The sequence below is a fragment of the Mucilaginibacter galii genome (assembly GCF_014635825.1).
Classification (GTDB): domain Bacteria; phylum Bacteroidota; class Bacteroidia; order Sphingobacteriales; family Sphingobacteriaceae; genus Mucilaginibacter; species Mucilaginibacter galii.
In genome coordinates this window covers 189,191-214,423 of sequence record NZ_BMDO01000009.1, presented here as the reverse complement: position 1 = coordinate 214,423, position 25,233 = coordinate 189,191, and the positions used below count along the sequence as shown (strand labels likewise).

Below are 25,233 nucleotides of genomic sequence, written 5' to 3'. Positions count from 1 at the left end.
AGAACTATTGGTGGTGGCGCTTGGCAGGAACCACATCGTAACGAGGCATATCAAAGTGCCTAATGTAGTAGATCATGTCTTGCGCATCGCAAACAGAGATCTTCTTGAAATAAGCATCTGCAGCATACATTCCTTTATGCTTGTTGGTAAATACTTTTTTATAAATCTTGGTACTATCAATATCTGCCAGATCATCAAAACTAATAGCCGGATTATTAGTGCCTGCCTGTCTATTATTTTTATAGGTATGGCAGTTTATACATCCCAGTGTTGAACTAACATTGCGGCCGTTACCGAAATTAAGCGAACAGGTTATTGCACTTTCTCGACGGTTAGTGATTGTCTTTTTAGAGGATGTTTGCTGGCCACAACTTATAGTAATGAGCAGCACACACAAGCTAACTAAAGCGAGAACGGTTATACGATATTCCATTGATGGGGTCATTTAATCTGGTGCGTAACTGATTCACCGTATTGTAAGAAGGATTTTGATAAACCGATTTAGTCATATTGGTAATATCTGAAATGATGTAGCGTAATGCATCTATTTTCTCAGCCAAAGACAGATTTGTATTTGTTTGGTCACCCAAATGGTACATAATGTCGTTTTTGTCACTTGGTAATTCTAAATCAGCAAGGCTAAGCGTATGAAAAAATTCGTGCGGACCTGTGCTTGGATCTTTAACCCAAGTTGAATACTCAATTATTGACGGTGCGCCTGTCCCTGAAAATCCGGCAGCTTTATGGGTTTTACCATATCGGTCTTTAAACTGGTAGCCCACTCGGTCTACTACTGCAATTAAAAAATCATTGCCGCGAATTTGACCGATGTTGTTCACCTGTATTATGTTTACGCTAATATTAAAATTAAATAAAAAACTTACAGGAGCAGGCTCTTTAAGATTGAATTTTTTCTTCTTCGGATCATAACGGTAAAAATTGGCGCTGTAAGTGGTAACGGGACCTTTTAATTTTGATTGTAAATAACTTTTAGTTGATGATAGTAAAGACGGAAGCTTAGGTGAAGCAGCAGAACACAGATCAAAAACTTTAATAGTAATAGTGAAGTCTCCTTTGAGTTCGAGCAAACCCATGCCGTTATCAATAATCTGTAAATTTTTACCCACAATACCTCCAGAAAGCGACTTGTTCTCTTTTTGCTTTAACCGGTGGTTAATCAATGATACGGTTTCTCTTAGCATAGAGTATAATTGTATTTTATAAGAGTTAATTATTTAACTGGAAGGCGCTCTTGTAGAGGTAAATACAAGTTAATGAATATAATGTTATATATTAAATATTAATTAAGTCTAATATGCTGTACTTTCACTTTTATACTAGTCTATATCATTTGGTGCTAAGATATCTTTCGTCTGCAAACATAGTTGTTACGCTCAAAAGACAGAAAGCAACGAACATGCATTCGTTGCCTTCTTCACGAATGGTTACCCGTTCCTAAAAGTAACCAGCGGTATTCATATCCTCAATTAATCTGGTGCATTTGGTTTCCCAACCCAATGCATCGCGTGTTTTCTGGCTGGATGCGGGGCAGTCGATAGATGCAAAATGGCTGAACCACTCAAAGTGGGCAGCGGCTTCATCGCCGGTTTTACTGGTTACGGGCAGGTGCAGGCCCTGGCCTATGGCTTCGGCAATTTTGCGGAAAGGCACGCCTTGCTCGGCCACAGCATGAAAGGTTTTGAGTGCCGGTTGCTTTTCCACAATTAAGCGGTATAAAACGGCAGCATCAGTGCGATGCACGGCTGGCCAGTGGTTGTTGCCTTCGGCTACATATGCCGATTCGCCTTTGCTGCGGGCCATGTCAATCACCATGGGTACAAAGCCGTGGTCGCCGGCCCCGTGTACACTTGGCGGCAGGCGCATGGTATATACGTTAACGCCCTGTGCGGCTACGGCAGCAGCGGCTTCTTCGGAGGCTGCACGCGGAACCACATCGGCTCCGGCAGGTAGTACATCATCCTCGGTTACCATGCGGCCATAATTAAGCAGGCCCACACCCGAGGTAATCACCAGCGGCTTGGCCGAACCTGCAAGGGCGGCACCAAAGGCTTCAATTATCCGGCGGTCGTCCTCACAACTGGCTTTGTACTGCGAAAAATCATGATTAAAGGCAGTGTGTATAACGGCATCACATTGGGTGGCGCCCTGGGTAATAATGTCCAGGTCGTTCACATCGCCCAGCAAAACAACGGCACCGGTGGCTTTAAGCTGTTCGGCGGCTTTTTCTGATCTTACGAGGCCAAGCACCTGGTGGCCTGCGGTTAGTAATTCTTTTACAATGGCTGAGCCTACAAATCCGGAGGCTCCTGTTACGAATATTAGCATAAGATTGTGCAATTTTATTTATACAAAATTGCACAATGGTCGGGTTCAAAAAGAGGTCATTTGACCATACTTTCAACTGCGTAAAAGTTGCGTATGGCGTATGCGGGTAAGTGTTTTAATAGAAATACCCAAGTAAGCGGCTATCATGCGTAACGGCAACCGCAACAAGTAACCGGGAAACTCACGCACAAAGCTTTCGTACCTTTCTTCGGGCGTGGCACTCAACATGGTTAACATGCGCTGGCGATTGTAATAAATGTTGCGCGCTACAATTTGATCAGCAAAACTTTTGAATTGGGGTATGTCCGAAAGTAAGGAAGTGAAATCGGCTTTGGTCCAGCATAAAATAACGCTGGGCTCTATTGCACTAATATTAACGAGCGAGGGTATCTGTTTGTCGTAACTCTCTACATCCAGGGTCCACCCGTTTTCAGGAGCAAACTGCAGAATGTGTTCGCTACTATCGGCAGAGGTACTGAACATGCGCAACATACCCGATATTACAAAAACTTTGTGCCTGCAAATTTCACCAGTGCTTAAAATAAATTCGTTGCGGCGCAAAGTATGGCGTATGGCCATGCTGCTAACGCGCTGTATGTTTTCGGGCAGTAGTGTAGTGTGCGTTTGCAGATAAGTTTCAAAATGAGGATGCATTACTCAAATATAGTAGATTTTTAAGGGAGTGTAAAGGTTGTAAAAAGCAAATAGGAATATAGATTTATATTCTCCCATAGGTATTTTTAAGCTTTCATGTATATCATTTGTTTCTTTTGATGCCCTTTATTTAACATTTGAACCCCCAAATAGTAACATTTGTGATACTTAGCCTACTCTTTATAGGCATATTTTAGTTTACAACAAATGCAGGCTAAGTCATCGGGTTTTTGATGAAGCATAATTAGCTGCAGTACCAATTATAACGTATTTGATTTTACCGATAGTGGCAGGGTGCATTACCCTGATTAACCCATGGATAATGCAATCGATTGTATATTTCTGTTGGGTAGGGTAATATTAAGTAAAGCGCATTTTAAACCAATTATATATATACAGAGTAATCACCTAAAATTAATTCTTATGCAGTATTATTTACTTGTTAAAAAAATGAAATTATACCTTGTGTTATTAGGGGTAATTTCATTTTTACCCGGAACAGTAGCCAATGCCAAAGCGGTAGTTATGCCGGTTGGTTCTATTAGCGAAAAAGCTGTACCTGTTACCGGTGTTGTTACAGATGAAACCGGCAAAGCCCTTAGTGGCGTATCGGTAAAGGTAAAAGGCACCGGTATAGGCCAAACAACCGATGAGAATGGCCGCTTTAGAATTAATGCGCCTTCTGCTTACAGCGTGTTGGTTATCAGTTATGTAGGCTACGCCAGCCAGGAAGTGCCACTTAACGGCAGTACCGAAATTACAGTACAATTAAAGCAAGCTTCTTCCGGTAGCTTGAGCGAAGTTGTGGTGGTAGGTTACGGCTCACAGCGCAGGGCTACCGTAACAGGTGCCATATCATCTGTAAACGCGGCAACCGTTACGGCTTTGCCTGTAGCCGGTATAGACCAGGCTTTACAGGGTAGGGTAGCCGGTTTAAACGTTACCAATAATGGTTCGCCGGGGAGCTCGCCGCTGGTAACCATACGTGGTATTAGCTCCGTAAGTTTTGCTTCCGATCCATTATACGTGGTAGATGGTTTTCCATTAACTACAGGCTTGCAGCAATATGACGCCAAGGATATTGACCGTGTAGACGTATTGAAAGATGCAAGTACTGCAGCTATCTACGGTTCAAGAGCCACTAACGGTGTTATCATTGTAACCACCAAAAAAGGCTCGCGCAACGGCAAGGTAAACGTTACATTTGATTCTTATGCCGGTATACAAAGCCCAATTAAAAAATTAGACTTACTTAATACAGATCAGTATATACAATACGCCAAAAATTTAGGTGTTTATGCAAGTATTGATCGTTTTAAACCCGCTAATTTTAACGCACCTATATACGCTGGTGCCACCCAAACTTATGCACAAACCAATACCGACTGGCAAGATGAGTATTTTATTAAAAATGCTTTGCTAACCGGAAGCAATGTGGGTTTAAGCGGTGGTAACGATGTTTCAAGGTTTCATACCTCGGCCGGTTACTTTAAACAAAATGGTATTGCACAAGCGCTAAATTTCGAACGTTTAAACTACCGCATCAATTCTGATCATATTATCAGTAAGGTGTTCACCTTCGGTCAAAACCTATACACTTCGGTAAGTCATCAACGTTACGATCCTACGCTGGCTGCAAACCGTACATCAATCGTCAATTTAATTAGGATGCAGCCATATATTCCGGTTTATGACCCCACTAAAGTTGGTGGTTTTCAAGGTCCTATAAGCAGCTTTGATGGTTCTGACCCTATTAACCCTATTGAAACAGCATTGGTTGGTAATAACCGTATCAACTCATTCAATTTATTAGGCTCTGCATACTTGGATGTGAATATATTATCATCACTTAAATTCAGATCAACCTTTGGCGTTAACTACTTGAACAACTCAACCTATAACTACACCCCTATATTTTTCGATGGTGGTACAGGAGTGTCAACCAGTGCGCCAATATCTTATCGCAGGCAGTCGACGCTAGTGAAACTGTTTACCCAGCAGCTTAATTACGATAAAACCTTCGATAAACATCATCTTGGTGCAACCGCAGTTTTCGAAACACAATCATTAAATTACAACAATCAAATAGAAACTGGTAATCAATCATCTAATCTGATAAAAACTTTAGTAGGTGCTTCAAATGTTAATGCTGAGAACAGCGTAGAAACTAATTTTCTAGTATCTTATGTAGGACGTGTTAATTATGATTATGCAGGTAAATACCTTTTCCAGGCATCTATTCGTAGAGACGGTTTGTCAATATGGGCTCCGGGAAAAAAATACGCTAATTTTCCTGCCGCATCAATCGGATGGAAGATTGACCAGGAGGATTTCCTTAAAAGTAGTAAAACCGTATCAGAGTTAAAGTTGCGTGCCAGTTATGGCGTAACGGGTATCAATCCAAACTCATTGGGCAATTATCCATACTTGGCACCGGTTCAGGCCAATAATGCTATCTATCCGTTTTTGAATAATTCACCTAACTCTTCTTATATAGATGGTATTACCAACGCTGAGTTAGAATGGGAAAAAACTAAGCAATTAAATATTGGAGTTGATTTCGGTATTTTAAATAACAAGTTTACGTTAACAGCAGAGTTTTTCAGACGTCAGACAGATAATTTGATGATTGTTGTACCAACAGCGCCAAGTTTAGGTTATTTAGGATCAGGAACGTTAGCTAATGCCGGCGGCATGCGCAATACCGGCGTTGAGTTGCAATTAGGCTACCATAAAACCACCGGCGATTTTAAGTATGATATTACTGGTTTAATAAGTGCTATTCGTAATAAAGTACTGTTTCTGAATACTGCAAGTGCATCTATTCCATCAGGAAACGATGCGGATCTTGGCGGAGGCGATGCCTTTACCAACACCAGGGCTGGTGAGAGTGTGCAATATTTTTATGGTTGGGTTTCTGATGGTATTTTCCAAAATGCTGCACAAGTAGCTTCGAGTCCAACTCAAAGCAATGCAGCTCCCGGCGATATTAAATTTAAAGATTTAAGTGGGCCTAACGGTGTACCCGATGGAGTGATTGATAATTTTGACCGTACCAGGATTGGTAGCTTTTTACCAAATTTCACTTACTCGTTAAATTATTCAGCCTCTTATAAAAATTTCGATGCCTCGGTTTTCTTCCAGGGTGTACAAGGGAATGAGATATTAAATACTCCACGCATCATCATGGAGGGTATGACGAGGTTGTTTAATGCAGGCACTAATGTTTTGAATGCCTGGACGCCAAGTAATACTAACACCGATATGCCGCGTGCTACCACTGGCGACCTTAATCGTAACTCCAGAATTTCATCTCGTTGGATTGAAGATGGTTCGTACCTGCGCTTGAAAAATGTAATATTAGGTTATACATTACCTGCCAATACTTTAACTTCAATTAGCGGCTCAACTATTAAGCGTTTAAGAGTATTCGTATCTTCAACCAACCTGGTAACATTTACTGGCTATAAAGGATACGATCCTGAAATTGGTTCTAAAAATGGTACGCTGACCAATGGTGTAGATTTTGGACAATACCCTTCTGCACGTTCGTTCCAGTTTGGAATACAAGCCGGATTTTAATTAAGGAGTAAGCTAAAACTAATAATAATGAAAAGAAAACATATATATGTAGGTATACTGGCAGCCGGAATTGCCACAACAGTAATTACTGTTTCCTGCAACAAAGAACTTGATACAACTAATCAAAACAGACCAACCAAAGCAACTTATTTTGGAAATGCCAGTGAGATAGAGAATGGTACAAACGCCATATATTCTGCTTGGAAAGGGTCTAACCTGGTTGCACGCGAATGGTTCTTTATCCACGATTTGCGTAGCGACGATATGGCTGCTGGCGGATCTCAGTTAGAAGCCCCGCGGAGGCAAATACTTTTGGGTGTTGTAGATCCATCTAACCCGGTAATGAGTTCGGTTTGGAATTCGCTTTATGTGGTAATTCATAGAGCTAACACCGTTTTAGGTTACGCGCCAAGAGCAACTGATAATGCGGCCTTAGTAAACAGATGTGTTGCCGAAGCCAAATATTTACGTGGTTGGGCATACTATGAACTGGCCAGCCAGTGGGGCAGTGTACCTATTTATACTAAAATTGCCGAATCGCCTACAGATGCACAACCAAAATCTCCGGCAACTGCCGTATTTGCACAGGCTATAAAAGATTTTCAGGAAGCGGCTGCAGCATTACCGGGTAAATCAGCTACAGATCCAGGCCGTGCTACTAAAGGCGCTGCTTATGCTATGTTGGGCAGAGCGTTAATGCAAAACGGTGATTATGCCGGTGCAAAAGCTGCTCTACTAAATATTCCTACCAGCGGAGCCGACGGTTATGCACTTACTGACAGGTATTTGGATAACTTTGAAGAAGAAACTGAATTTAACAAGGAATCAATTTTTGAAGTTGTATTTGCTGACAAGAAAAACAACAACTTTAATTGGGGAAGCGGAACAGGCGATGGTGCAGCTGCCGAACTAACTACCATCCGTAATCAGGAGTATAATCCGGTTGCCTGGCGTAACCTTATACCATCAGACAGGGTGTTGAACGAATATGAAAACACACTTACAGGTGCTGCTAAGAACGATCCTCGTTACGGCTACAGCATTTATCAATCGGGCGATACTTACAACAACGGTCTTTCTGTGTTAACAGACGGAGATCAGGGTGGTGATGCTTCAAAACTGCGCGGCAACACAGTTAAAGCAAGTTGGCGCAAGTTTATGATCATTTATAAGGAGAGTAAAGATGCAGCAGGTTTCCACCCGGGTGGTAACAACCAGCGCATTATTCGTTATGCCGAGGTGTTGTTAATGCTGGCCGAGTGCGAAATTGAAGCAGGTACATTGCCTCAGGCAGTAAACTACTTAAACCAAATCCGTGCAAGGGCCAGTGTAAATATGCCTGCTTACCCAACTGCGCAGTATCCTGTAACTACCAAGGCTGATGTAATAAAAGCCTTATTACATGAAAAAACTGCCGAATTAGCTGGTGAAGAAATACGTAACATCGATATTTTACGCTGGAGAAAAAAAGGTTATTTCGCAACCGAGCCACTATCATGGTATACCCCTGCCAAGGAGTTTTTACCTATTCCACAATCTGAAATTGATAATAATCCAAAATTGCAATAAGCAGGCCGGGACAGTTATATATAGCTAATTTACAACAGGTAAGGTGCTGCTTATACAGTGCTTTGCCTGTTGTTATTAAAGGGATTTATCTTCATTTTGCAATACCAATTACCTAAGCCAGTTTGCGCATGCAAAAACTCTACTTCATTTTAATAGTCGTACTTTTTTTAGGCGCTTGTAAGCAGCATAAACCTACGCTGTTTGAGCAAGTACCTGCCTCAGAGTCGGGTATTCACTTTAATAATCTTATTACAGAAAACGATTCCATAAATCCGTTAGATAACGCCTATGTGTACAATGGCGGCGGCGTAGGTATTGGCGATTTTAATAATGATGGCCTGGCCGATATTTATTTTACCGGCAACATGGTGGCCAATAAGCTCTATATCAACAAGGGTAATTTCAAGTTCGAAGATGTTACCGACAAAGCCGGCGTAGATGGTAAAGGACGATGGGGCAGGGGCGTAGCGGTTATTGATATTAATAATGATGGTTTGCTTGATTTGTATGTGTGTAACTCGCTGGTAAAAGATTCGCTCAAGAGGCAAAACCTGTTATATGTAAATACCGGCATAGGGAAAGATGGCACGCCTCAATTTAAGGAGCAAGCCAAAGAATACGGGTTGGATATCAGGGCGCACTCAACCATGGCCAGCTTTTTTGACTATGATAACGATGGCCTGCTGGATGTGTACATCACCGTAAACGAGCCCGATGCGTCTTACTACGCCAACAACTTTAGGCCGGTGGTTAAAAATGGCAGCAGCCCCAGTACGGGCCGTTTATACAAAAATGTGTGGAATGTGCAGCTTAAACATCCGGTTTATGAAAATGTATCGGCCAGGGCAGGTATACTTATTGAGGGTTATGGTCATGCCGCTAGCGTGGTAGATATTAACCGCGATGGCTGGAAGGATATTTATGTGACTAATGATTTCCTGTCGTCAAACATCCTGTACATCAACAATCATGACGGAACCTTTACCGATCGTGCCAGAGAGTATTTTAAGCACACTTCCTTTAATGCCATGGGGCAGGACATTCAGGATATTAACAATGATGGTTTGGCCGATGTGTTCGAGCTGGATATGAGTCCTGAAGATAACTACCGCAAAAAAATGATGCTGATGCCCAATAGCTATCAAACTTTCCAGCTAATGGATCATTACGGCTACCAATACCAGTATGTAAGAAATACGCTGCAAATAAACCAGGGGCCAAGGGTGAACGGAAACGACTCGGTAGGTAGTCCGGCCTTTAGCGAGGTGGGTTTTATGAGCGGCGTAGCCGAAACCGACTGGAGCTGGGCACCATTGGTGACCGACTTTGATAACGATGGTTACCGCGATATCATCGTAACCAATGGTTACCCGAAAGATGTAACCGATCACGATTTTATCACTTTCCGCCAAAACCCGTATTCCACGGCAACCAAACAGAAACTGATCGAGCAAATTCCGTCGGTTAAAATTCACAACTACGGATTTAAAAACAAGGGCGATCTTACTTTTGCCAATGTATCAGATACCTGGGGAATGAACCTGCCGTCATTCTCAAACGGGGCTGCCTATGCCGACCTGGATAATGACGGCGCGCTGGACATGGTGGTAAATAATATTAACGATGAAGCGCTCATCTACCGTAATACAGCCCATACTGTAAGTAAAAACACATCGCACTACCTGCAAATAAAGTTTGCCGGCAACGGTGGCAATGTAAACGGACTGGGTGCCTGGGCCGATGTTTATTACAATCATGGGCAGCACCAGGTTTATGAAAATAATCCTTACCGTGGCTACCTGTCATCCATACAAAATGTAGCCCATTTTGGCTTGGGTAAGGTTGATAGGCTGGATTCGGTGGTGATTAGCTGGCCTAATAATAAAAAACAGGTATTGCTTAATGTAAAAGCCGACCAATTGCTAAAGGCAGATATACGCAATGCCGCCATACCATACAGTCTGCAAATTCCACTTAAAGCCAATAAAGCGCTGTTTACCGATGTAACCCGCAGTGCAGGCATCACTTACAAGCACCAGGAAGAAGATTTTGTAGATTTTAACATTCAAAAGCTATTGCCGCATAAGTTTTCAGAATACAGTCCCGGCCTGGCCGTTGGCGATGTAGATGGCAATGGTTTGGATGATATTATAGTAGGCGGCAATACAAAAGCACCTGCACAAATGCTTTTACAACAAGCCGGGGGTAAATTTGTACAGAAAGGTTTATTGGCCGCCGGCAAACCCGATACCAGTAATTGCAAAGATGCCGGGCTCTTGGTTTTTGATGCCAACGCAGATGGCAAGCCCGATGTGTACATAGCCAGCGGCGGCTATGAGCAGGAGGCAGGCAGTGCTTCTTACCAGGATAGATTATACATTAACAACGGCAAAGGCAGCTTTACTTTAGCTGCTGATGCTTTGCCGGCTAACTATACCAGCAAACTATGCGTGCGTGCGGTTGATTACAACAAAGATGGTAAGCTGGATCTTTTCGTATCGGGTAGGGTAGAGCCCTGGGCTTATCCTAAGCCGGTTTCGAGTATGTTACTGAGGAACGACAGCCAAAACGGAAAGGCTAAATTTACCGATGTTACGGCCGACGTAGCGCCAGCCTTAAAAAATATAGGCTTGGTTTGCGATGCCTTATTTACCGATTATGATAATGATACCTGGCCCGATCTTATCCTGGCAGGTGAGTGGATGCCGGTTACATTTCTCAAAAACAATAAAGGCAAATATGAAAATACCACAGCCTCAACAGGCATAAGCAAACAGGTAGGCTGGTGGAACACCATTGCCGCTGGCGATTTCAGACATACCGGCCGTATGGACTATATTGTGGGTAATGCGGGGCTGAATACGCTTTTCAAGGCCAGTGACCAATATCCCGTGGGTATTATTGCCAAAGACATGGACAAGCGTGGCCGTTTAGATGCCTTCCCCTCTTTGTACCTGCCCTCGCCCGACGGCACTAAGAAAGAGTATCCGGCCAACGTGCGCGAAGATGCCGTGAAGCAACTTATTAGCCTGCGCAAGCGTTTCACCAATTATAAATCTTATGCCTTGGCTACCATGGATGAGCTGTTGACACCCGAGCAAAGCAAAGATGCCTTGCGCCTGAAAGCCAATATGCTGCAATCGGTCTATTTGCGTAACGATGGCAATGGTAAATTTACCATTATCCCGCTGCCTAAAGCGGCGCAGGTATCGGTATTGAATGGCATAGCGGTTGATGATTACGATGGCGATGGTAACCTGGATGTGGTGCTGAACGGTAACGACTACGGTACCGATGTAGCCATTGGTCGTTACGATGCGCTTAACGGCCTGATGCTGAAAGGCGACGGTAAAGGGGATTTTAAACCGGTGCCTATTTTACAAAGTGGCATCTATATTCCGGGCAATGGCAAGGCATTAGTGAAATTACAGGGAAGTAATGGTAAATACTTGCTGGCAGCCAGCCAGAATAAAGATGCACTAAAACTGTTTTCGCTAAAAAGTGGAGTCAAGATCGTTAAACCGCAACCGGCAGAAGTTAGCGCACTAATTACTTACAAAAACGGGTCGATGGTGAAGCAGGAAATGTACTACGGTTCATCCTTCCTGTCGCAATCGTCGCGGTTTATAAGTGCTGGTACTAATGTAGCCAGTGTAAAGCTATTGGGCAGCAATGGTACATCGAGGGTTGTTAATTTAAACTAAACTGGCAGCCATGAAAGTTATTATTTATTTGTGCGGGTTAAGTTTGCTGCTGGGTTGTAAGCCCAAGCTAAATGCTAACCAGCAAATGGTTGAGCGTTTAAAAGAGCAAAGCCTGTTTGCGAATACGGCAGCTAACGCCTATGCTCCCGCCGCCGTTTTAAAACACCTCGACTCGGCAATTAGCACCCCTCACTTAGGTGCCGATGTGATCAACCTGCAAATAAATAAAACCCTTACCTTGCTTGAACTGGGTAAAGAGCAGCAAGCCGTTAGCTTAATGGATAGTGTGCTTAATAAAACTTTTATTGCCGATTACCTGCTGCGGCAAAGCGTGACCAAAACCCTGGCGCTGGCTTACCTGCGTTTAGGCGAGCGCACCAACTGTATTCACAACCACAGTGCGCAATCGTGCATATTTCCTATTGCCGGCGGTGGTATTCATGCCGATAAAAGTGGTTCGCAAAAGGCTATTGAATTGTATGAAAAAGTGCTGAAAAGCGATTCTTATGATTACGAATCGCGCTGGCTGCTTAACATTGCGTATATGACCACGGGCGGCTACCCGGCTAAAGTACCGCCCGGGTTACTGCTCAAAACCGATACGGGTTCTGCGGAAACAGAGCCGTTTAAAGAAGTAGCCATGAACCTGGGCCTTGCCGTTACCAAAATAAGCGGCGGCAGCATAGTTGATGATTTTGACAACGATGGTTATAATGACATTATTACCAGCAGTGCTTCGCTGGCCGAGCCTATGCACTATTTTCATAACAACCGCAACGGGACATTTACCGATCGGGGTAAAGCCTCGGGCTTAAGCCAGTTTACCGGCGGATTGAACATAATGCAGACCGATTACAACAACGATGGCTTTAAAGACATATTTGTGGTACGCGGTGGCTGGAAGGGCAAATTTGGTAAAGAACCTAACTCATTACTCAAAAATAACGGCAACGGCACCTTTACCGATGTTACCGAACAAAGCGGCCTGCTTTCTTTTCATCCCACCCAAACCGCCACCTGGGCCGATTTTAATAATGACGGTTGGCTGGATGTATTCATCGGTAACGAAAGTGCCCCCGGCGATGAAAATGTAAGCGAACTGTACATCAGCAATAAAAACGGAACGTTTACCGAGCAGGCCGCTACCGCGGGATGCGCCCTCAACTTGTTTGTAAAAGGCGTTACGTCGGGCGATTTTGACAACGATGGTCGCCCCGATCTGTATGTTTCTACCATGAACGGGCGTAACGTACTGCTGAAAAATGAAAGCATTAAGAGCGGGCAGGTTAAATTTACGGATGTTACCACGCAATGGGGTTTACCGGCACTTGGTCAGGCTACGTTTGCCACCTGGTTTTTTGATTATGATAACGATGGCAACCTCGATCTGTTGGCCTGCGGTTACGGAAACGATACGCCCATAGCTGCCATTGCCGGCGAAGAAGCTTCGGGCCACTACCGCGGCAACAATGGTAAAGTGGTTTTATATCACAACACAGGTAAGGGCAAGTTCGAGAACGTATCGGTCAAGGCAGGGCTTACCAAAATAGCCTTTGCCATGGGTGCTAACTTTGGCGATGTGGACAACGATGGTTATAATGACTTTTACCTCGCAACAGGTAATCCGCAGTTTTCATCGCTCATTCCCAATAAATTGTATAAGAATAATGGCGGACAAAGTTTTACAGATATAACTGCCTCGGCCAGGGTGGGCAGCCTGCAAAAGGGCCATGGCGTATCTTTTGCCGATTTGGATAACGATGGTTATGAGGATATCCATGTAAGTTTGGGAGGTGCCTACATAGGCGATGCTTACCAAAATGCCTTGTTCATGAACCCTGCACAGGATAATAACCAGTGGATAGACATCTTGCTGGAAGGCACGAAATCAAACCGTGCAGCTATCGGCGCTAAAATAAAGGTCACCTTTACAACCAACGGTAAGCAACGCAGCGTATACCGCGAGGTAAATTCGGGTGGGAGTTTTGGTTCAAACCCATTACTGCAACATATTGGCGTGGGCAAGGCTACGCAAATAGATGAAGTGCAGGTGTACTGGCCGGTAACCGGTAAAACACAGGCTTTTAAGAATATAAAGCCCGGTCAGCACCTGAAAATTGCAGAAGGCAGCCCTGCTGTTTATCCGTTTAATTTAAAACGTTTTAACTTTAACATCAGAACGCCTCATGCCGGCGAAGTAATGTGCATGTAACCTGATTAATGCTAACCCAATTTAAACTACCTTATGCAAACTTTAAAAAATGCTGTTTTTGTATTGCTGGCTTGTTCCCTGCTCTTAGCCTGTAAGCAAAAAGATAAATCGACCATTAATGAAGCCGAGGTTTTGCACCAGAACGAAGACCAGCTTACCCAGCTCATTATATTTGATGTGTTTTCGCCCCCGGTGGCCAGCCGTATTTATGCCTATGCATCTTTAGCGTCTTACGAGGCCATGCGTTTTAAGGATGAAAGGTACGAGTCTATAGTAGCTAAGCTCAAAGGTTTTGGCACCATGCCCAAACCTGATAAAAATAAGACCTATAACTACGCCCTGGCCGCAACCAAAGCATTTTTTACAGTAACGCGCAAAGTCACTTTTTCGGTCGATTCGTTAAAGGGTTATGAAGATAAGCTTTACGCCCGGTTTAAAAACACGCTGGATGATTCCACCTTTGCCCGCTCTGTAGCCTTTGGCGACACTGTAGGTAAAATGATCTTAAAAAGGGCAGCTGTGGACAACTATCCGCAAACCCGTGCCAAGCCTAAATTTTTGGGCAGCACGGCTCCCGGCAAATGGCACCCCACACCTCCCGATTACTTGGACGCCGTAGAGTACTGCTGGGGTACCATGAAAACTTTTGCTTTAGACTCGTCGGGCCAGTTTGCACCGCCGCCGCCGCCCGCTTTCAGTAAAAGTAAAAAAAGCGAATATTTTAAGCAAAATGTGCAATTATATGAACAAAGTAAGAAACTTTCTAAGGAACAAATTGACATAGCCCGCTACTGGGACGATAACCCTTTTGTAATGCAGCACACCGGTCATATGATGTTTGCCAACAAAAAAATTACCCCCGGTGGCCACTGGATAGGCATTGCCGCCATTGCCTGTAAGCAATCTAATGCCGATGCAGTTAAAACGGCACAGGCTTACGCACTAACCTCAGTAGCCATGTTCGATGCTTTTATTTGCTGCTGGCAGGAGAAATTTAAATCGGCCTACATACGCCCGGTTACGGTAATTAATGATGAAATAGACCCGCAATGGCTGCCCATGCTGCAAACGCCGCCTTTTCCTGAGTATCCAAGCGGGCATAGCACCATTACCCGTTCGGCAGCAGTGATGTTGAGTAAGCTTTTTGGTGATAAATTTGCCTTTCAGGATACCAGCGATCTGCGTTATATTGGTATGCAAAAACATTTCGACTCGTTTGTGCAGGCAGCTAACGAGGCTTCCATCAGCCGGTATTATGGCGGTATACATTACGTAAACAGCGTAAATGCCGGTGCAGACCAGGGTAAAAAAGTGAGCGAATTTATTATCCAAAAATTAAAACTTTAACTGATGAAGCAAATTATTCGTTTCAATTAACACCATGCATTTAACCAAAACTGCTTTTCATTTATAATTTAAAATTGTATTTTTACCAGTAATACAGTTACACCAATTATAATTTCTTTTTACTGCTAAAAGCTTTTTGACCGTTAAGGATGGCATTTAATGCTGTATAGTCCTTAACTTATGGTTAATCTTTTAGTTGAGGTATTTCAATATGCAGAAACAGCTATACATAGCCCTGTGGTTAATTTTGGCGACCTTTCACCAATGCTTTGCCCAAGGCGATCAGTACCAGTTTTCGCGCCTTAATGTTGATAATGGGCTGTCGCATAACCGGGTTACCTGCATCTACAAAGATACCAAGGGTTTTATGTGGTTTGGCACTAAATCGGGCTTAAACCGCTATGACGGGTATAAGTTTAAAATGTTTAAGCACGATATTAATAATCCTTCATCTATTAGCGATGACTATATTGTGAGTATAGCCACAGGTCCGCAAAGCAAGCTATGGATAAAAACCCGTAACGGGTTTAATATATACGACCCCCTTACCGACCGTTTTGAGCATTGTATCAAAAAAGCTCTTCAGGCTTACTCCATCCCCGATTCGCTCATTGTGAGCGTTAAAAAAGACAATGCAGGCAACTTCTGGTTCTTGCACGCCAATTTGGGGGTGTATAAATATTCATCATCTAATAAGCAGGTTACTCACCTTACCCATAAAAATACCGATACCACTTCACTACACGGCGGTTTGGGTATGGATATCGTTCCTGATTCTAAAAATAATGCCTGGGTAGTGTACGATGATGGTATTGTAGAAAAAATAAACGCGACCAATAAACGAGTGGTAACCCGTTTTAAAACCATTAATAAAGCCTACCCTAACGAGTTGGTAGAGTATCATTTATCGGTAGATGACGATGACGATGTATGGGTTTATGCCCCTTTGCGCTCTAACGGCGTATTCTACATTTGCCCGGCAAAAAATACCTGCACCCAACTGGGTAAAGCTAACGGACGGCGCATTTTAAGTTCAGATATTGTTTTCAACGTAACGCAAGATAACAAAGGGCTTATTTGGGTAGCAACCGATCACGGCGGCATCAACTTAATAGATAAGAAAACATTCAGCGTAAAAGTTGTAACCAACCGCCCCGACGATAACCGTAGCCTGAGCCAGGATTGCCTTACTTCTTTATACAGAGATAACGCCAATATTATTTGGTTAGGCACCTTTAAAAAAGGAATCAGTTACTATCATAAAGATATTATCAAGTTCCCATTATATGGTCGTAACTCATTTGGCAACAGTGGATTAACTTATGATGATATTAACGATTTTATAGAAGACAAAAAAGGTAATATATGGATTGGCAGTAATGGCGGCGGACTCATTTACTTTAACCGGGCTACCGGTAAATTCATTACTTATTTGCACGATGATAAGAAACCCAACAGTTTAAGTAACAACGTAATTGCAAGCCTGTACCTCGATCATGAGCAAAAGCTTTGGCTGGGAACCTATTTTGGCGGCTTGGATTGCTTCGACGGCAAAACGTTTACCCATTACCAACATTCGCTAAGCGATACCACTACCATATCAGACAACAGTATATGGGAAATAATGGAGGATTCGAAGAACCGTTTGTGGATAGGTACCCTTTCGGGAGGGTTGAACCGCTTTGACCGGGAAAAGAAAATATTTTACCATTACCTGCCCGGTAAGCCTAACTCTGTGCCTAACCAATATGTATCGGGGTTGCTGGAAGATAACAAGGGCAACATCTTTGTTGCCACTTACTATGGCTTGGCTGTTTTAAATAATATCACCGGCCGCTTTACTTATTATAAGCATAATGAGGCCGATAAAAGTAGCGTAAGCAACGATAATATCTCTAACCTCATGATGGATAGCCGCAAAATGATCTGGCTGGCTACTAATGAGGGTTTAAGCTTGTTTAACGAAAAAACGGGTAAGTTCAGGAACTTTGGTAAAGCGGATGGCTTGCCCGATAATGCGGTGCTGAGCATTGTTGAAGATAAAGCTCATAATTTATGGATGAGTACACCCAACGGTATCTCCAACATGATCATCACACAAAAGAAAGGCTTTTACAGCTACAGCTTTAAAAACTACGACCAAACCGATGGGCTGCAGGGTAAGGAGTTTAACGAGGATGCCGCTTTAAGAACGCATAACGGCGAAATTATTTTCGGGGGAGCCAACGGGTTCAATTTATTTAAGCCCGAAAATATCAAATCGGCTAATGAGAAACCGGTGCTGGTACTAACCGATTTCCAGGTGTTCAACAAAAGCATCAGGACAGGCGAGGAGGTGAACGGCAAAGCCATCCTTAAGCGTTCCATCACCGAAACGCAGGAGATCACGCTAAAGCATAACCAAAATGTATTTTCAATAGAGTTTGCTGCTGTCAACTTTTTTAACCCCGCCAAAATAAAGCATGCCTACATGCTGGATGGTTTTGACAAGGGCTGGGTAATGGCCGATAACCAGATCAGGAAAGCGAGTTACACCAACTTAGATCCGGGCTCGTATACCTTTAAGCTTAAGGTTGCCGGCGAAGACGGGGTTTGGAAAAAAGATCAGTTAACGCTCAAAATAACCGTATTGCCCCCGTGGTGGCGTACCAGTATTGCCTATTTTATTTATTTATTGTCAGGTGTGGGGGTGATATTATATTTAAGGTACCGGGGTATTAAAAAGCTGAAGACCAATTTCGCTATACAGCAGGAACGCCAGGAAGCCCAGCGTATGCACGACCTCGATCTCATGAAGATCAAGTTCTTTACTAATGTAAGCCACGAGTTCAGGACGCCGCTGTCACTCATTTTGGCACCGGTTGATAAGCTGCTGAAGCAGTCAGCCGACGCTGATCTGCGCCGGCAGTTGCTCATGATGAACAGGAACGCAAAACGGTTGCTCAACCTGGTGAACCAGTTGCTCGATTTCAGGAAAATGGAGGTGGAAGAGCTGAAACTCAATGCTCACCGAGCCGATATAGTTAAGTTTATTGAAGAAGCTACTTACTCGTTTTCAGATATTGCAGAAAATAAAGGTATCACCCTCTGTTTCAGTACGCATGTTAAACTGCTGGTGACCAATTTTGACCAAGATAAGGTAGAACGCATCATGTTTAACCTGTTATCTAACGCGTTTAAGTTTACGCCAGAGGGTGGCAGGGTAGAAGTTAAGCTGAACTTTAAGGATGGCGAGCCCGGTGGTAATAAAATGCTGGAGTTAAAGATCATTGATAATGGTATTGGCATCCCTTCCCAAAAACTCGAAAGAATTTTTGACCGTTTTTTCCAGAACGATGTTCCCGGCTCTATTGTGAACCAGGGCAGCGGTATAGGGCTGTCCATTACGCGCGAATTTGTAAACCTGCATAACGGCAGCATTAAGGCCGAAAGCCGGATAAATTCGGGCAGTTGCTTTACCGTATTGTTGCCGGTAAGCTCTGAACATATTTTGCAGGATACCGGTATCAATATTTTGATCAATAATGATTTTGCAGCCGAACCACCGGGTAAAGAGGCCGCACGGGCAACCGAAAAGTCGATAAAAAGCCTGGCTAAAAAGCCGGTGGTACTTTTGGTAGAAGACAGCGACGATTTTAGATTTTACCTTAAAGATAACCTTAAAGAACATTTCACCATTGTGGAAGCTATTAACGGTAAAGACGGCTGGCAAAAAGCGCTTTCCTCTCACCCTAACCTTATTGTGAGCGATATTAGTATGCCTGAGATGAACGGTACCGACCTTTGCCACAAAATTAAGCAAGATAACCGTACGGCGCACATCCCCGTAGTTTTGCTAACCGCCCTCACCGGTAAAGACGATGAATTGAAAGGACTGGAAACCGGCGCCAGCGATTACTTAACCAAGCCGTTCGACTTTGAGATACTGCTGTACAAGATCAAAAATCTTCTTAACCAGCAGGTAACTCTCAAAAAAACTTACCAAAAGCAGGTAGATGTAAACACAGTGGCCAATACCTCCGAGGTGCACGACGAAAAGTTTATGAAAGACCTGCTTAAGCTGATTGAAAAGCGTATTGGCGATGCCGATTTTTCGGTAGAGGAATTGAGTTCTGATATGGCCATGAGTAGGGTAACCCTGTACCGCAAGGTGCTGCTCATTACCGAAAAAACGCCGGTAGAGTTCATTAAATTTATCCGTTTAAAACGTGGTGCACATTTGCTGCAAACCACGCACCTGAATATTGCCGAAGTGGCCTACCAGGTTGGCTTTAATAATCCAAAGTATTTTGCCAAATCGTTCAAGGCTGAGTTTGATATGCTGCCCACGGAGTATAGGGCTGCTATGCAACAAAAGAAAACTGAGCCTTCTGCTTCAAATTAGAATTTGGCGCATTCCTAACTTGTTTTACGTGAAAAAAGTTGGTTTTAGATGCGTCAGCTGCCTTTTGTTTAACATATGCCATACCAATAAGAAACATTAGAATACCACATGCACACGCTGCACCGCTTATTTTAGGGCATTGGTTTTTGTTTATAAAGGTACATCACTGGTTTATTTACAACCATTTTTATGCCTCAAACACCTGCCATACCATTTGTAAGCCTAACGTATGATTCATTTCCAATTCAAGACCTGCATGGTAGCTTGTGCTGCTATGCTGCTATTGCTAAACGCAAGCAGGGCACAATCGCCCTCAAAATCGGCCATAGACAATAAGATCTCACAAGTGATCAAAAAAATGACACTGGTCGAAAAAATTGAAATGCTGCATGGCAATGCCTTGTTTTCATCGGCCGGAGTAAAGCGTTTGGGCATTCCCGAGTTAACATGCGATGATGGGCCATTGGGCGTGAGGGAAGAGGTATTGCGCTTTGACTGGAAATCGGCCAACTGGACGACCGATTCAGCCACTTTTTTACCGAACGGATCGGCCATTGCGGCCACCTGGAATCCTGCTATGGCTCACGCTTACGGCGTAGTATTGGGCGAAGAGGCTAACGCCCGTAAAAAAATAGTAATGCTGGCACCTGCTTTCAATATATGCAGGGTGCCGCTCAACGGACGCACTTATGAATATTACTCTGAAGACCCGTTCCTTAACGCGCAGTTAGCCGTTCAGGCGGTAAAGGGCATACAAAGCCAGCATGTGGCGGCCTGTATTAAACACTATGCCCTAAATAACCAGGAAGTTAATCGTAACACGGTTAATGTGATTGCTGATGAACGTGCCCTGCGTGAAATTTACTTGCCTGCGTTCAAGGCCGCAGTGCAAAAAGGCAACGCTTATACCCTCATGTCGGCTTATAACAAAGTGAACGGTTATTGGTGCTCCGAAAATGATTATTTGCTCAACAAAATTTTGAAAAAGGAGTGGGGCTTTAAAGGAGCGGTTATATCAGACTGGGGAGGCACGCACAATACCGTAGCTGCAGCTAATAACGGTTTGGATATAGAAATGGGTTCGAGCGGCCCGTATGATCAATGGTATTTTGCCAAGCCATTACTGGCCGCCGTAAAAGCGGGAAAAGTATCGGTAAAAACCATCGACGAAAAGGTTCGCCGCATTTTGTGGGTCATGTACCAAACCTCCATGAGCGCCAACCATCCGGCTGGCAAGATCAGCACCCCGGCGCATAGCCAATCTGCATACAACATTGCAGCGCAATCTATCGTGTTGTTAAAGAACGACAAACTTTTGCTGCCTTTAAAAACCAAGAGCATTAAAAGTATTGCCGTGATAGGCGACAACGCCACCCGCACCTTTGCACTAGGTGGTTTTGGTGCTGGTGTTAAGGCTAAGTATGAAATTACGGCGCTGGCCGGTTTAAAATCAAGAATGGTCAGCACGGCCGATATCCGCTTTGCGCAGGGTTACCGAGCCAACTACCTGGCCAGCCAAACACCCGAACAAAATGCCGGTTACGATAAACCCGATAAAGCTTTGATTGACGAAGCGGTTGCCCTGGCTAAAACCACTGATGTAGCCTTGCTCTTCATCGGTTCTAACCGCGAATTTGAAAGCGAGGGTGGTGATCGTAAAGACCTCACCCTGCCTTTTGGCGAACAGGCTTTGGTTGATGCTGTTACGGCTGCCAATGCTAATACCATTATTATTGTTACGGCCGGTGCGCCTTATGATTTGAATAAGATCAAGAAAAATAATCATACCATTGTTTGGTCGTGGTTTAACGGATCGGAAGGTGGCAACGCCCTGGCCGATGTGCTGATCGGCAAGATCAATCCATCGGGCAAACTGCCGTTTACTTTTCCGGCATCCTTGAAAGACTCGCCTGCCTTTGCCCTTGATACTTACCCCGGCGAAAACCTGACCACGCCTTACAAAGAAGGCATATTAGTAGGTTACCGCTGGTTCGATACCAAAAAGATAGAGCCGGCTTATTGTTTCGGTTATGGCTTATCCTACACCAATTTTGATTACAAAGCACTTAAAACCGATAAAAAAGCATACCGCCCCGGCCAGCAAGTTAGCGTAACGGTGACCGTTAAAAATACAGGTGCAGTTGATGGCATGGAAACCGTGCAATTGTACGTGAGCAAAGCTAAATCGGCTGTGCAAAAACCCGAAAAGGAATTGAAAGCCTTTAAAAAATTGATGATCAAATCGGGCCAAACAACGCCGGTAATACTCACTATACCGGTTCAGGACCTGGCCTATTACGATGTGAAAAGCAGTAGCTGGAAAGTAGAACCCGGCAATTATAAACTGCTGGCAGGCACTTCATCGCGCGATATTAAACAGGTAGGCGCTATTGCCGTGAGCGCTAAGTAAGTACCTTACGAATTTATAAATCAGAAACCTATCAACAATTTAGCAGCCTTTGGCGTGGTGTTTTACCATGTTAAGGCTGCTTTTTTTTAAACTATTTCGAGTGGTGCGATGCTAACGTCGCATATCTATTCGATAGCTATCGCGATAAAAAGGTGATATTGACGTATTTGAATGCACAATATGTACATGCATAGTAGTTAATGCATTTAAATTAATAGAGATATGACGAGCGAAGAAGAATTAACAAATAACCAGAGAATAATAAAGCATGCCTACGCTGCTTTCAACGCCCGAAACATTGAGGCTATATTGCAGGTGATGCACCCCAAGGTGAAGTGGGCAAAAGCGTGGGAGGGCGATTATGCCAACGGACATGAAGAAGTGAGCGCCTACTGGCAGCGGCAATGGAGAGAAATTAATCCAAAAGTAACTCCGATAGGTTTCCACCAAAGAGAGAATGGAGCGTTGGAGATTGAGGTTGAACAACTGGTGAAGGATTTACAGGGGAACATTCTGTTCAATGGAAAAGTAAAGCATATTTATATGGTACGTGATGGTTTGCTGGAGCAGATGGATGTTGAGCTATATTAACATTTGTACTGCGGCGATAACACCGCATCACAAACATCAATTCAGTTTTTTTGAACATACTTACTAAAAGCCAAAGCCTTCTGTATTTCTTTTCCTGATAGCCTCCTCCGTTCTGGGTATAAAGTTTCCGGTTACATTGCGTTCGGCTTCGGCTTGTACTTCTTCAATAAACGGGCGCAAGCTTTGCTCGTACTCTGCAAAGGCTTGTTCATAATTACCGTTGTGTTTTTGCAGTGCGTTGGCCAGGGCTGTGGCTCCTTCTACTGCTAAAGAGCCGCCCATGCCTGCGGCCGGCGAAGGGCAATAAGCGGCGTCGCCTATAAGTGCTACCCGGCCTTTAGTCCAATACGGCATTTTGATCTGGCAAAATTTATCAAAGTAAAAGTTTTCTGCATTGGCTACCTGCTGCAATAGTTCTGCGGTTCTCCATCCGTTACCTGCAAACTGCTTCATGATAATTTGCCTTTGCTGTGCGGTGTTGCGGTAATCGTAAGGTATTTCCTCGTTTGCAAGAAAGCAAAAAACAATATCGGTTTTATTTTGGTAAGCGTTCAGCATATAAGCCTTGCCCGGCACATTGTAAAACTGCATGGTGCTGGGGCTTATAAGTAATTTGTTAACAATGGAGATGGAAAAATAGCCGCCCAAGTAGTGCGTATATTCTTTTTCATCGCCAAACCAGATCTTCCGTACTCCCGAATGCGATCCATCGCAGCCAAACACCAAGTCGAATGTACGTACAGGGCCGGTTTTAAAAGTGGCTTGTATATCGTTTGCTGTTTCGTTAAGTGCGGTAATGCTGTTGCTAAATATAAATTCAATCTCTTCCTCAACCGCCTTAAAAAGTATGTTGATCAGTGCAGTGCGTTCAATTTCTATCTCTTCACGGGTGGGTTCGTCTTTGCCGTTGTTTAACAAAAGTGAATTTACTGTTACATCGTCTGATGTTTTAAATTCTACGCGTTCCAGATGCAAGGCGTTGGCTTTGAGTTGCTCGTAGAGACCCATGCGTTTTACAATATCAACTGTTTGCTCCCGAAAATCAACCGCTGTGCCACCCGTTCGTGGGGTGTCAGCAATCTCCACAACGGTTACCCGATACCCAAGTTTATTCATCCAGTATGCGGCAGAAAGCCCCGCTATGCTTGCGCCCGAAATGAGTACGCTTTTTCTTTTTAATAAGTTCATTGTAATAGTTACAAGGTTTTAGATGTGATATTTATTTGCGCATTATGCTGAACAAAGCCTTATGCCAGCGCAGTAATCTGCTGTGGCAGGTTAAAAAAAGAATTTCTGGAAAGAAAAGTCCGGATCGCGCATCTCTATCTCGTTCACGGCCGATTCACGCTGTGCTTTAGTAGCATAAACCAGCATTTGCTGTTCATAATTGCTGATTGCCGCTGCTATGGTTTCAAACTCGCCATTAGTTAGGTTTTCTGTTAAGATCAATGCGTCTATCAGCCCCGTATTTACACCCTGACCGGCAAAGGGCGGCATTAAATGTGCGGCATCACCAATAAGCGTTATGGGTAAGGGGCGGTTGGTTTTCCAAGGTTTGTTTAACGATAGTACCTTTGTGGGTAGACCAACAAAAAGCGTTGTAGAACGAATCAGCTGCCTGTAAATCTCATCCCATGCCGAAAATTTGTCGCACAAAAAATCAGTAATACTTCTAGTGTCGTCAAAATTTAGCCCGCTGCCATGTGCCCACTCTTTGGGCTTTTTAAAAATGATACCATAGGTTAGTGCTCCACTATTGTATGGGTTGGCCACCAGTAAATTACCCTGGTGAGAAGCCATCAACCGGTTGCCGCCACATAAACGATAAAACTCCGGGCAGTTGATCTTTGGCTGGGGTACATCTGCCTGTATAATAAATGTTCCGGTTTCCTGTGGTTCGGCAACGGTTACATAGCTTCTCACTTTAGACATACCGCCGTTGGCGCCAATTACTACATCGGCCTTAAAATTTGGCTGGTTTTCAAAACGCAGCAACCATTGGCCGTTCTGCGGTTCAAGTCCGGTAAATTTGCTGTCCCACAGTACTGTACCGGGAGTCAGGCTATCCAATAACATTGTCCGCAGGTCGTTTCGATTAATTTCGGGGTTGTCGTGCCGGTTTTCGGGGGTGGTGTTTTTGGTAACCAATACGCGGCCCTGTTCATCGGCAATGTTGATGCCCATAGGTAGGGCTAGGTCGTAATAGTTTTGTAGCAGTCCGGCTTTTTGCAGGGCCTGCTGCCCCGAATGGCGGTGCAGGTCAAGAGTGCCGCCCCAAATACGAGCCTGCGGGTTTTTATCTCTTTCGTAAACGGTTACGGCTATTCCTTTTTGCTGTAATAGTTTGGCCATGGTAAGACCAACCGGACCAGCGCCAATAATGGCTATGTTTTTATGATGGAGTAACATGATTTTGCATTGTTAATTATAAATG

At 43.8% G+C, this 25,233-nt stretch carries 14 protein-coding genes; 8 read left to right on the top strand and 6 right to left on the bottom strand.

All coding sequences use genetic code 11. The features are described 5' to 3' along the window. Positions 1–4: 4 nt before the first annotated feature. From IEV61_RS16025 to IEV61_RS16010, 4 genes are all read right to left on the bottom strand, one after another. Positions 5–433 carry a hypothetical protein gene (locus IEV61_RS16025; protein WP_188418050.1) on the bottom strand — a complete coding sequence of 143 codons (429 nt, stop codon included), beginning with the start codon at positions 431–433 and terminating at the stop codon, positions 5–7. Beyond that, positions 399–1,202, bottom strand: coding sequence for a hypothetical protein (locus IEV61_RS16020; RefSeq protein ID WP_188418049.1), 804 nt, complete (start codon positions 1,200–1,202; stop codon positions 399–401). The genes IEV61_RS16025 and IEV61_RS16020 overlap by 35 nt, the downstream gene beginning before the upstream one ends. A gap of 253 nt (positions 1,203–1,455) precedes the next feature. Further along, positions 1,456–2,346, bottom strand: a complete 891-nt coding sequence (locus IEV61_RS16015) for an SDR family oxidoreductase (RefSeq protein ID WP_188418048.1) — start codon at positions 2,344–2,346, stop codon at positions 1,456–1,458. Positions 2,347–2,418: 72 nt separating this feature from the next. After that, positions 2,419–3,000, bottom strand: a complete 582-nt coding sequence (locus IEV61_RS16010) for a Crp/Fnr family transcriptional regulator (RefSeq protein ID WP_188418047.1) — start codon at positions 2,998–3,000, stop codon at positions 2,419–2,421. Between the two features lie 450 nt (positions 3,001–3,450). Here IEV61_RS16010 and IEV61_RS16005 point away from each other — a divergent pair, with 450 nt between their 5' ends. The 8 genes from IEV61_RS16005 (at position 3,451) to IEV61_RS15970 (ending at position 22,799) form a co-directional block, all read left to right on the top strand. Continuing rightward, entirely contained in the window at positions 3,451–6,582 is a 3,132-nt protein-coding gene (locus IEV61_RS16005; protein WP_229747172.1) for a SusC/RagA family TonB-linked outer membrane protein, read from the top strand. A gap of 27 nt (positions 6,583–6,609) precedes the next feature. Further along, positions 6,610–8,151 carry a RagB/SusD family nutrient uptake outer membrane protein gene (locus tag IEV61_RS16000; protein ID WP_188418045.1) on the top strand — a complete coding sequence of 514 codons (1,542 nt, stop codon included), beginning with the start codon at positions 6,610–6,612 and terminating at the stop codon, positions 8,149–8,151. Positions 8,152–8,279: 128 nt separating this feature from the next. Next, positions 8,280–11,855 carry a VCBS repeat-containing protein gene (locus IEV61_RS15995; RefSeq protein ID WP_188418044.1) on the top strand — a complete coding sequence of 1,192 codons (3,576 nt, stop codon included), beginning with the start codon at positions 8,280–8,282 and terminating at the stop codon, positions 11,853–11,855. A gap of 10 nt (positions 11,856–11,865) precedes the next feature. Beyond that, a complete protein-coding gene (locus IEV61_RS15990; protein ID WP_188418043.1) occupies positions 11,866–14,067 on the top strand; it encodes a CRTAC1 family protein in 2,202 nt (733 codons plus the stop codon). 33 nt (positions 14,068–14,100) lie between these two features. After that, positions 14,101–15,414 carry a vanadium-dependent haloperoxidase gene (locus IEV61_RS15985; protein ID WP_188418042.1) on the top strand — a complete coding sequence of 438 codons (1,314 nt, stop codon included), beginning with the start codon at positions 14,101–14,103 and terminating at the stop codon, positions 15,412–15,414. A gap of 211 nt (positions 15,415–15,625) precedes the next feature. Further along, complete coding sequence (locus IEV61_RS15980; protein ID WP_188418041.1) at positions 15,626–19,798, top strand: hybrid sensor histidine kinase/response regulator; 4,173 nt, start codon at positions 15,626–15,628, stop codon at positions 19,796–19,798. A gap of 229 nt (positions 19,799–20,027) precedes the next feature. Beyond that, on the top strand, positions 20,028–22,208 hold the full coding sequence (locus tag IEV61_RS15975; RefSeq protein ID WP_188418040.1) for a glycoside hydrolase family 3 C-terminal domain-containing protein: 2,181 nt from the start codon (positions 20,028–20,030) through the stop codon (positions 22,206–22,208). Between the two features lie 222 nt (positions 22,209–22,430). Further along, on the top strand, positions 22,431–22,799 hold the full coding sequence (locus IEV61_RS15970) for a nuclear transport factor 2 family protein (protein ID WP_188418039.1): 369 nt from the start codon (positions 22,431–22,433) through the stop codon (positions 22,797–22,799). Positions 22,800–22,862: 63 nt separating this feature from the next. On the opposite strand, the gene IEV61_RS15965 is transcribed toward IEV61_RS15970, so the two are convergent. Together IEV61_RS15965 and IEV61_RS15960 are read right to left on the bottom strand one after the other, a co-directional pair. Then, positions 22,863–23,987, bottom strand: coding sequence for an FAD-dependent monooxygenase (locus IEV61_RS15965; RefSeq protein WP_188418038.1), 1,125 nt, complete (start codon positions 23,985–23,987; stop codon positions 22,863–22,865). Positions 23,988–24,077: 90 nt separating this feature from the next. Next, positions 24,078–25,208 (bottom strand): FAD-dependent oxidoreductase, encoded by a 1,131-nt coding sequence (locus IEV61_RS15960; protein ID WP_188418037.1) that lies wholly within the window; start codon positions 25,206–25,208, stop codon positions 24,078–24,080. Positions 25,209–25,233 lie beyond the last annotated feature (25 nt).

Bases quoted from the DNA above. Each gene is read 5' to 3' on its own strand.
- IEV61_RS15995 (WP_188418044.1), top strand. From the start codon at position 8,280: ATGCAAAAACTCTACTTCATTTTAATAGTCGTACTTTTTTTAGGCGCT.
- IEV61_RS15965 (WP_188418038.1), bottom strand. From the start codon at position 23,987: ATGAACTTATTAAAAAGAAAAAGCGTACTCATTTCGGGCGCAAGCATA.
- IEV61_RS15980 (WP_188418041.1), top strand. From the start codon at position 15,626: ATGCAGAAACAGCTATACATAGCCCTGTGGTTAATTTTGGCGACCTTT.
- IEV61_RS16015 (WP_188418048.1), bottom strand. From the start codon at position 2,346: ATGCTAATATTCGTAACAGGAGCCTCCGGATTTGTAGGCTCAGCCATT.
- IEV61_RS16025 (WP_188418050.1), bottom strand. From the start codon at position 433: ATGGAATATCGTATAACCGTTCTCGCTTTAGTTAGCTTGTGTGTGCTG.
- IEV61_RS15990 (WP_188418043.1), top strand. From the start codon at position 11,866: ATGAAAGTTATTATTTATTTGTGCGGGTTAAGTTTGCTGCTGGGTTGT.
- IEV61_RS15975 (WP_188418040.1), top strand. From the start codon at position 20,028: ATGATTCATTTCCAATTCAAGACCTGCATGGTAGCTTGTGCTGCTATG.
- IEV61_RS15960 (WP_188418037.1), bottom strand. From the start codon at position 25,208: ATGTTACTCCATCATAAAAACATAGCCATTATTGGCGCTGGTCCGGTT.
- IEV61_RS16005 (WP_229747172.1), top strand. From the start codon at position 3,451: ATGAAATTATACCTTGTGTTATTAGGGGTAATTTCATTTTTACCCGGA.
- IEV61_RS16020 (WP_188418049.1), bottom strand. From the start codon at position 1,202: ATGCTAAGAGAAACCGTATCATTGATTAACCACCGGTTAAAGCAAAAA.
- IEV61_RS15970 (WP_188418039.1), top strand. From the start codon at position 22,431: ATGACGAGCGAAGAAGAATTAACAAATAACCAGAGAATAATAAAGCAT.
- IEV61_RS16010 (WP_188418047.1), bottom strand. From the start codon at position 3,000: ATGCATCCTCATTTTGAAACTTATCTGCAAACGCACACTACACTACTG.
- IEV61_RS16000 (WP_188418045.1), top strand. From the start codon at position 6,610: ATGAAAAGAAAACATATATATGTAGGTATACTGGCAGCCGGAATTGCC.
- IEV61_RS15985 (WP_188418042.1), top strand. From the start codon at position 14,101: ATGCAAACTTTAAAAAATGCTGTTTTTGTATTGCTGGCTTGTTCCCTG.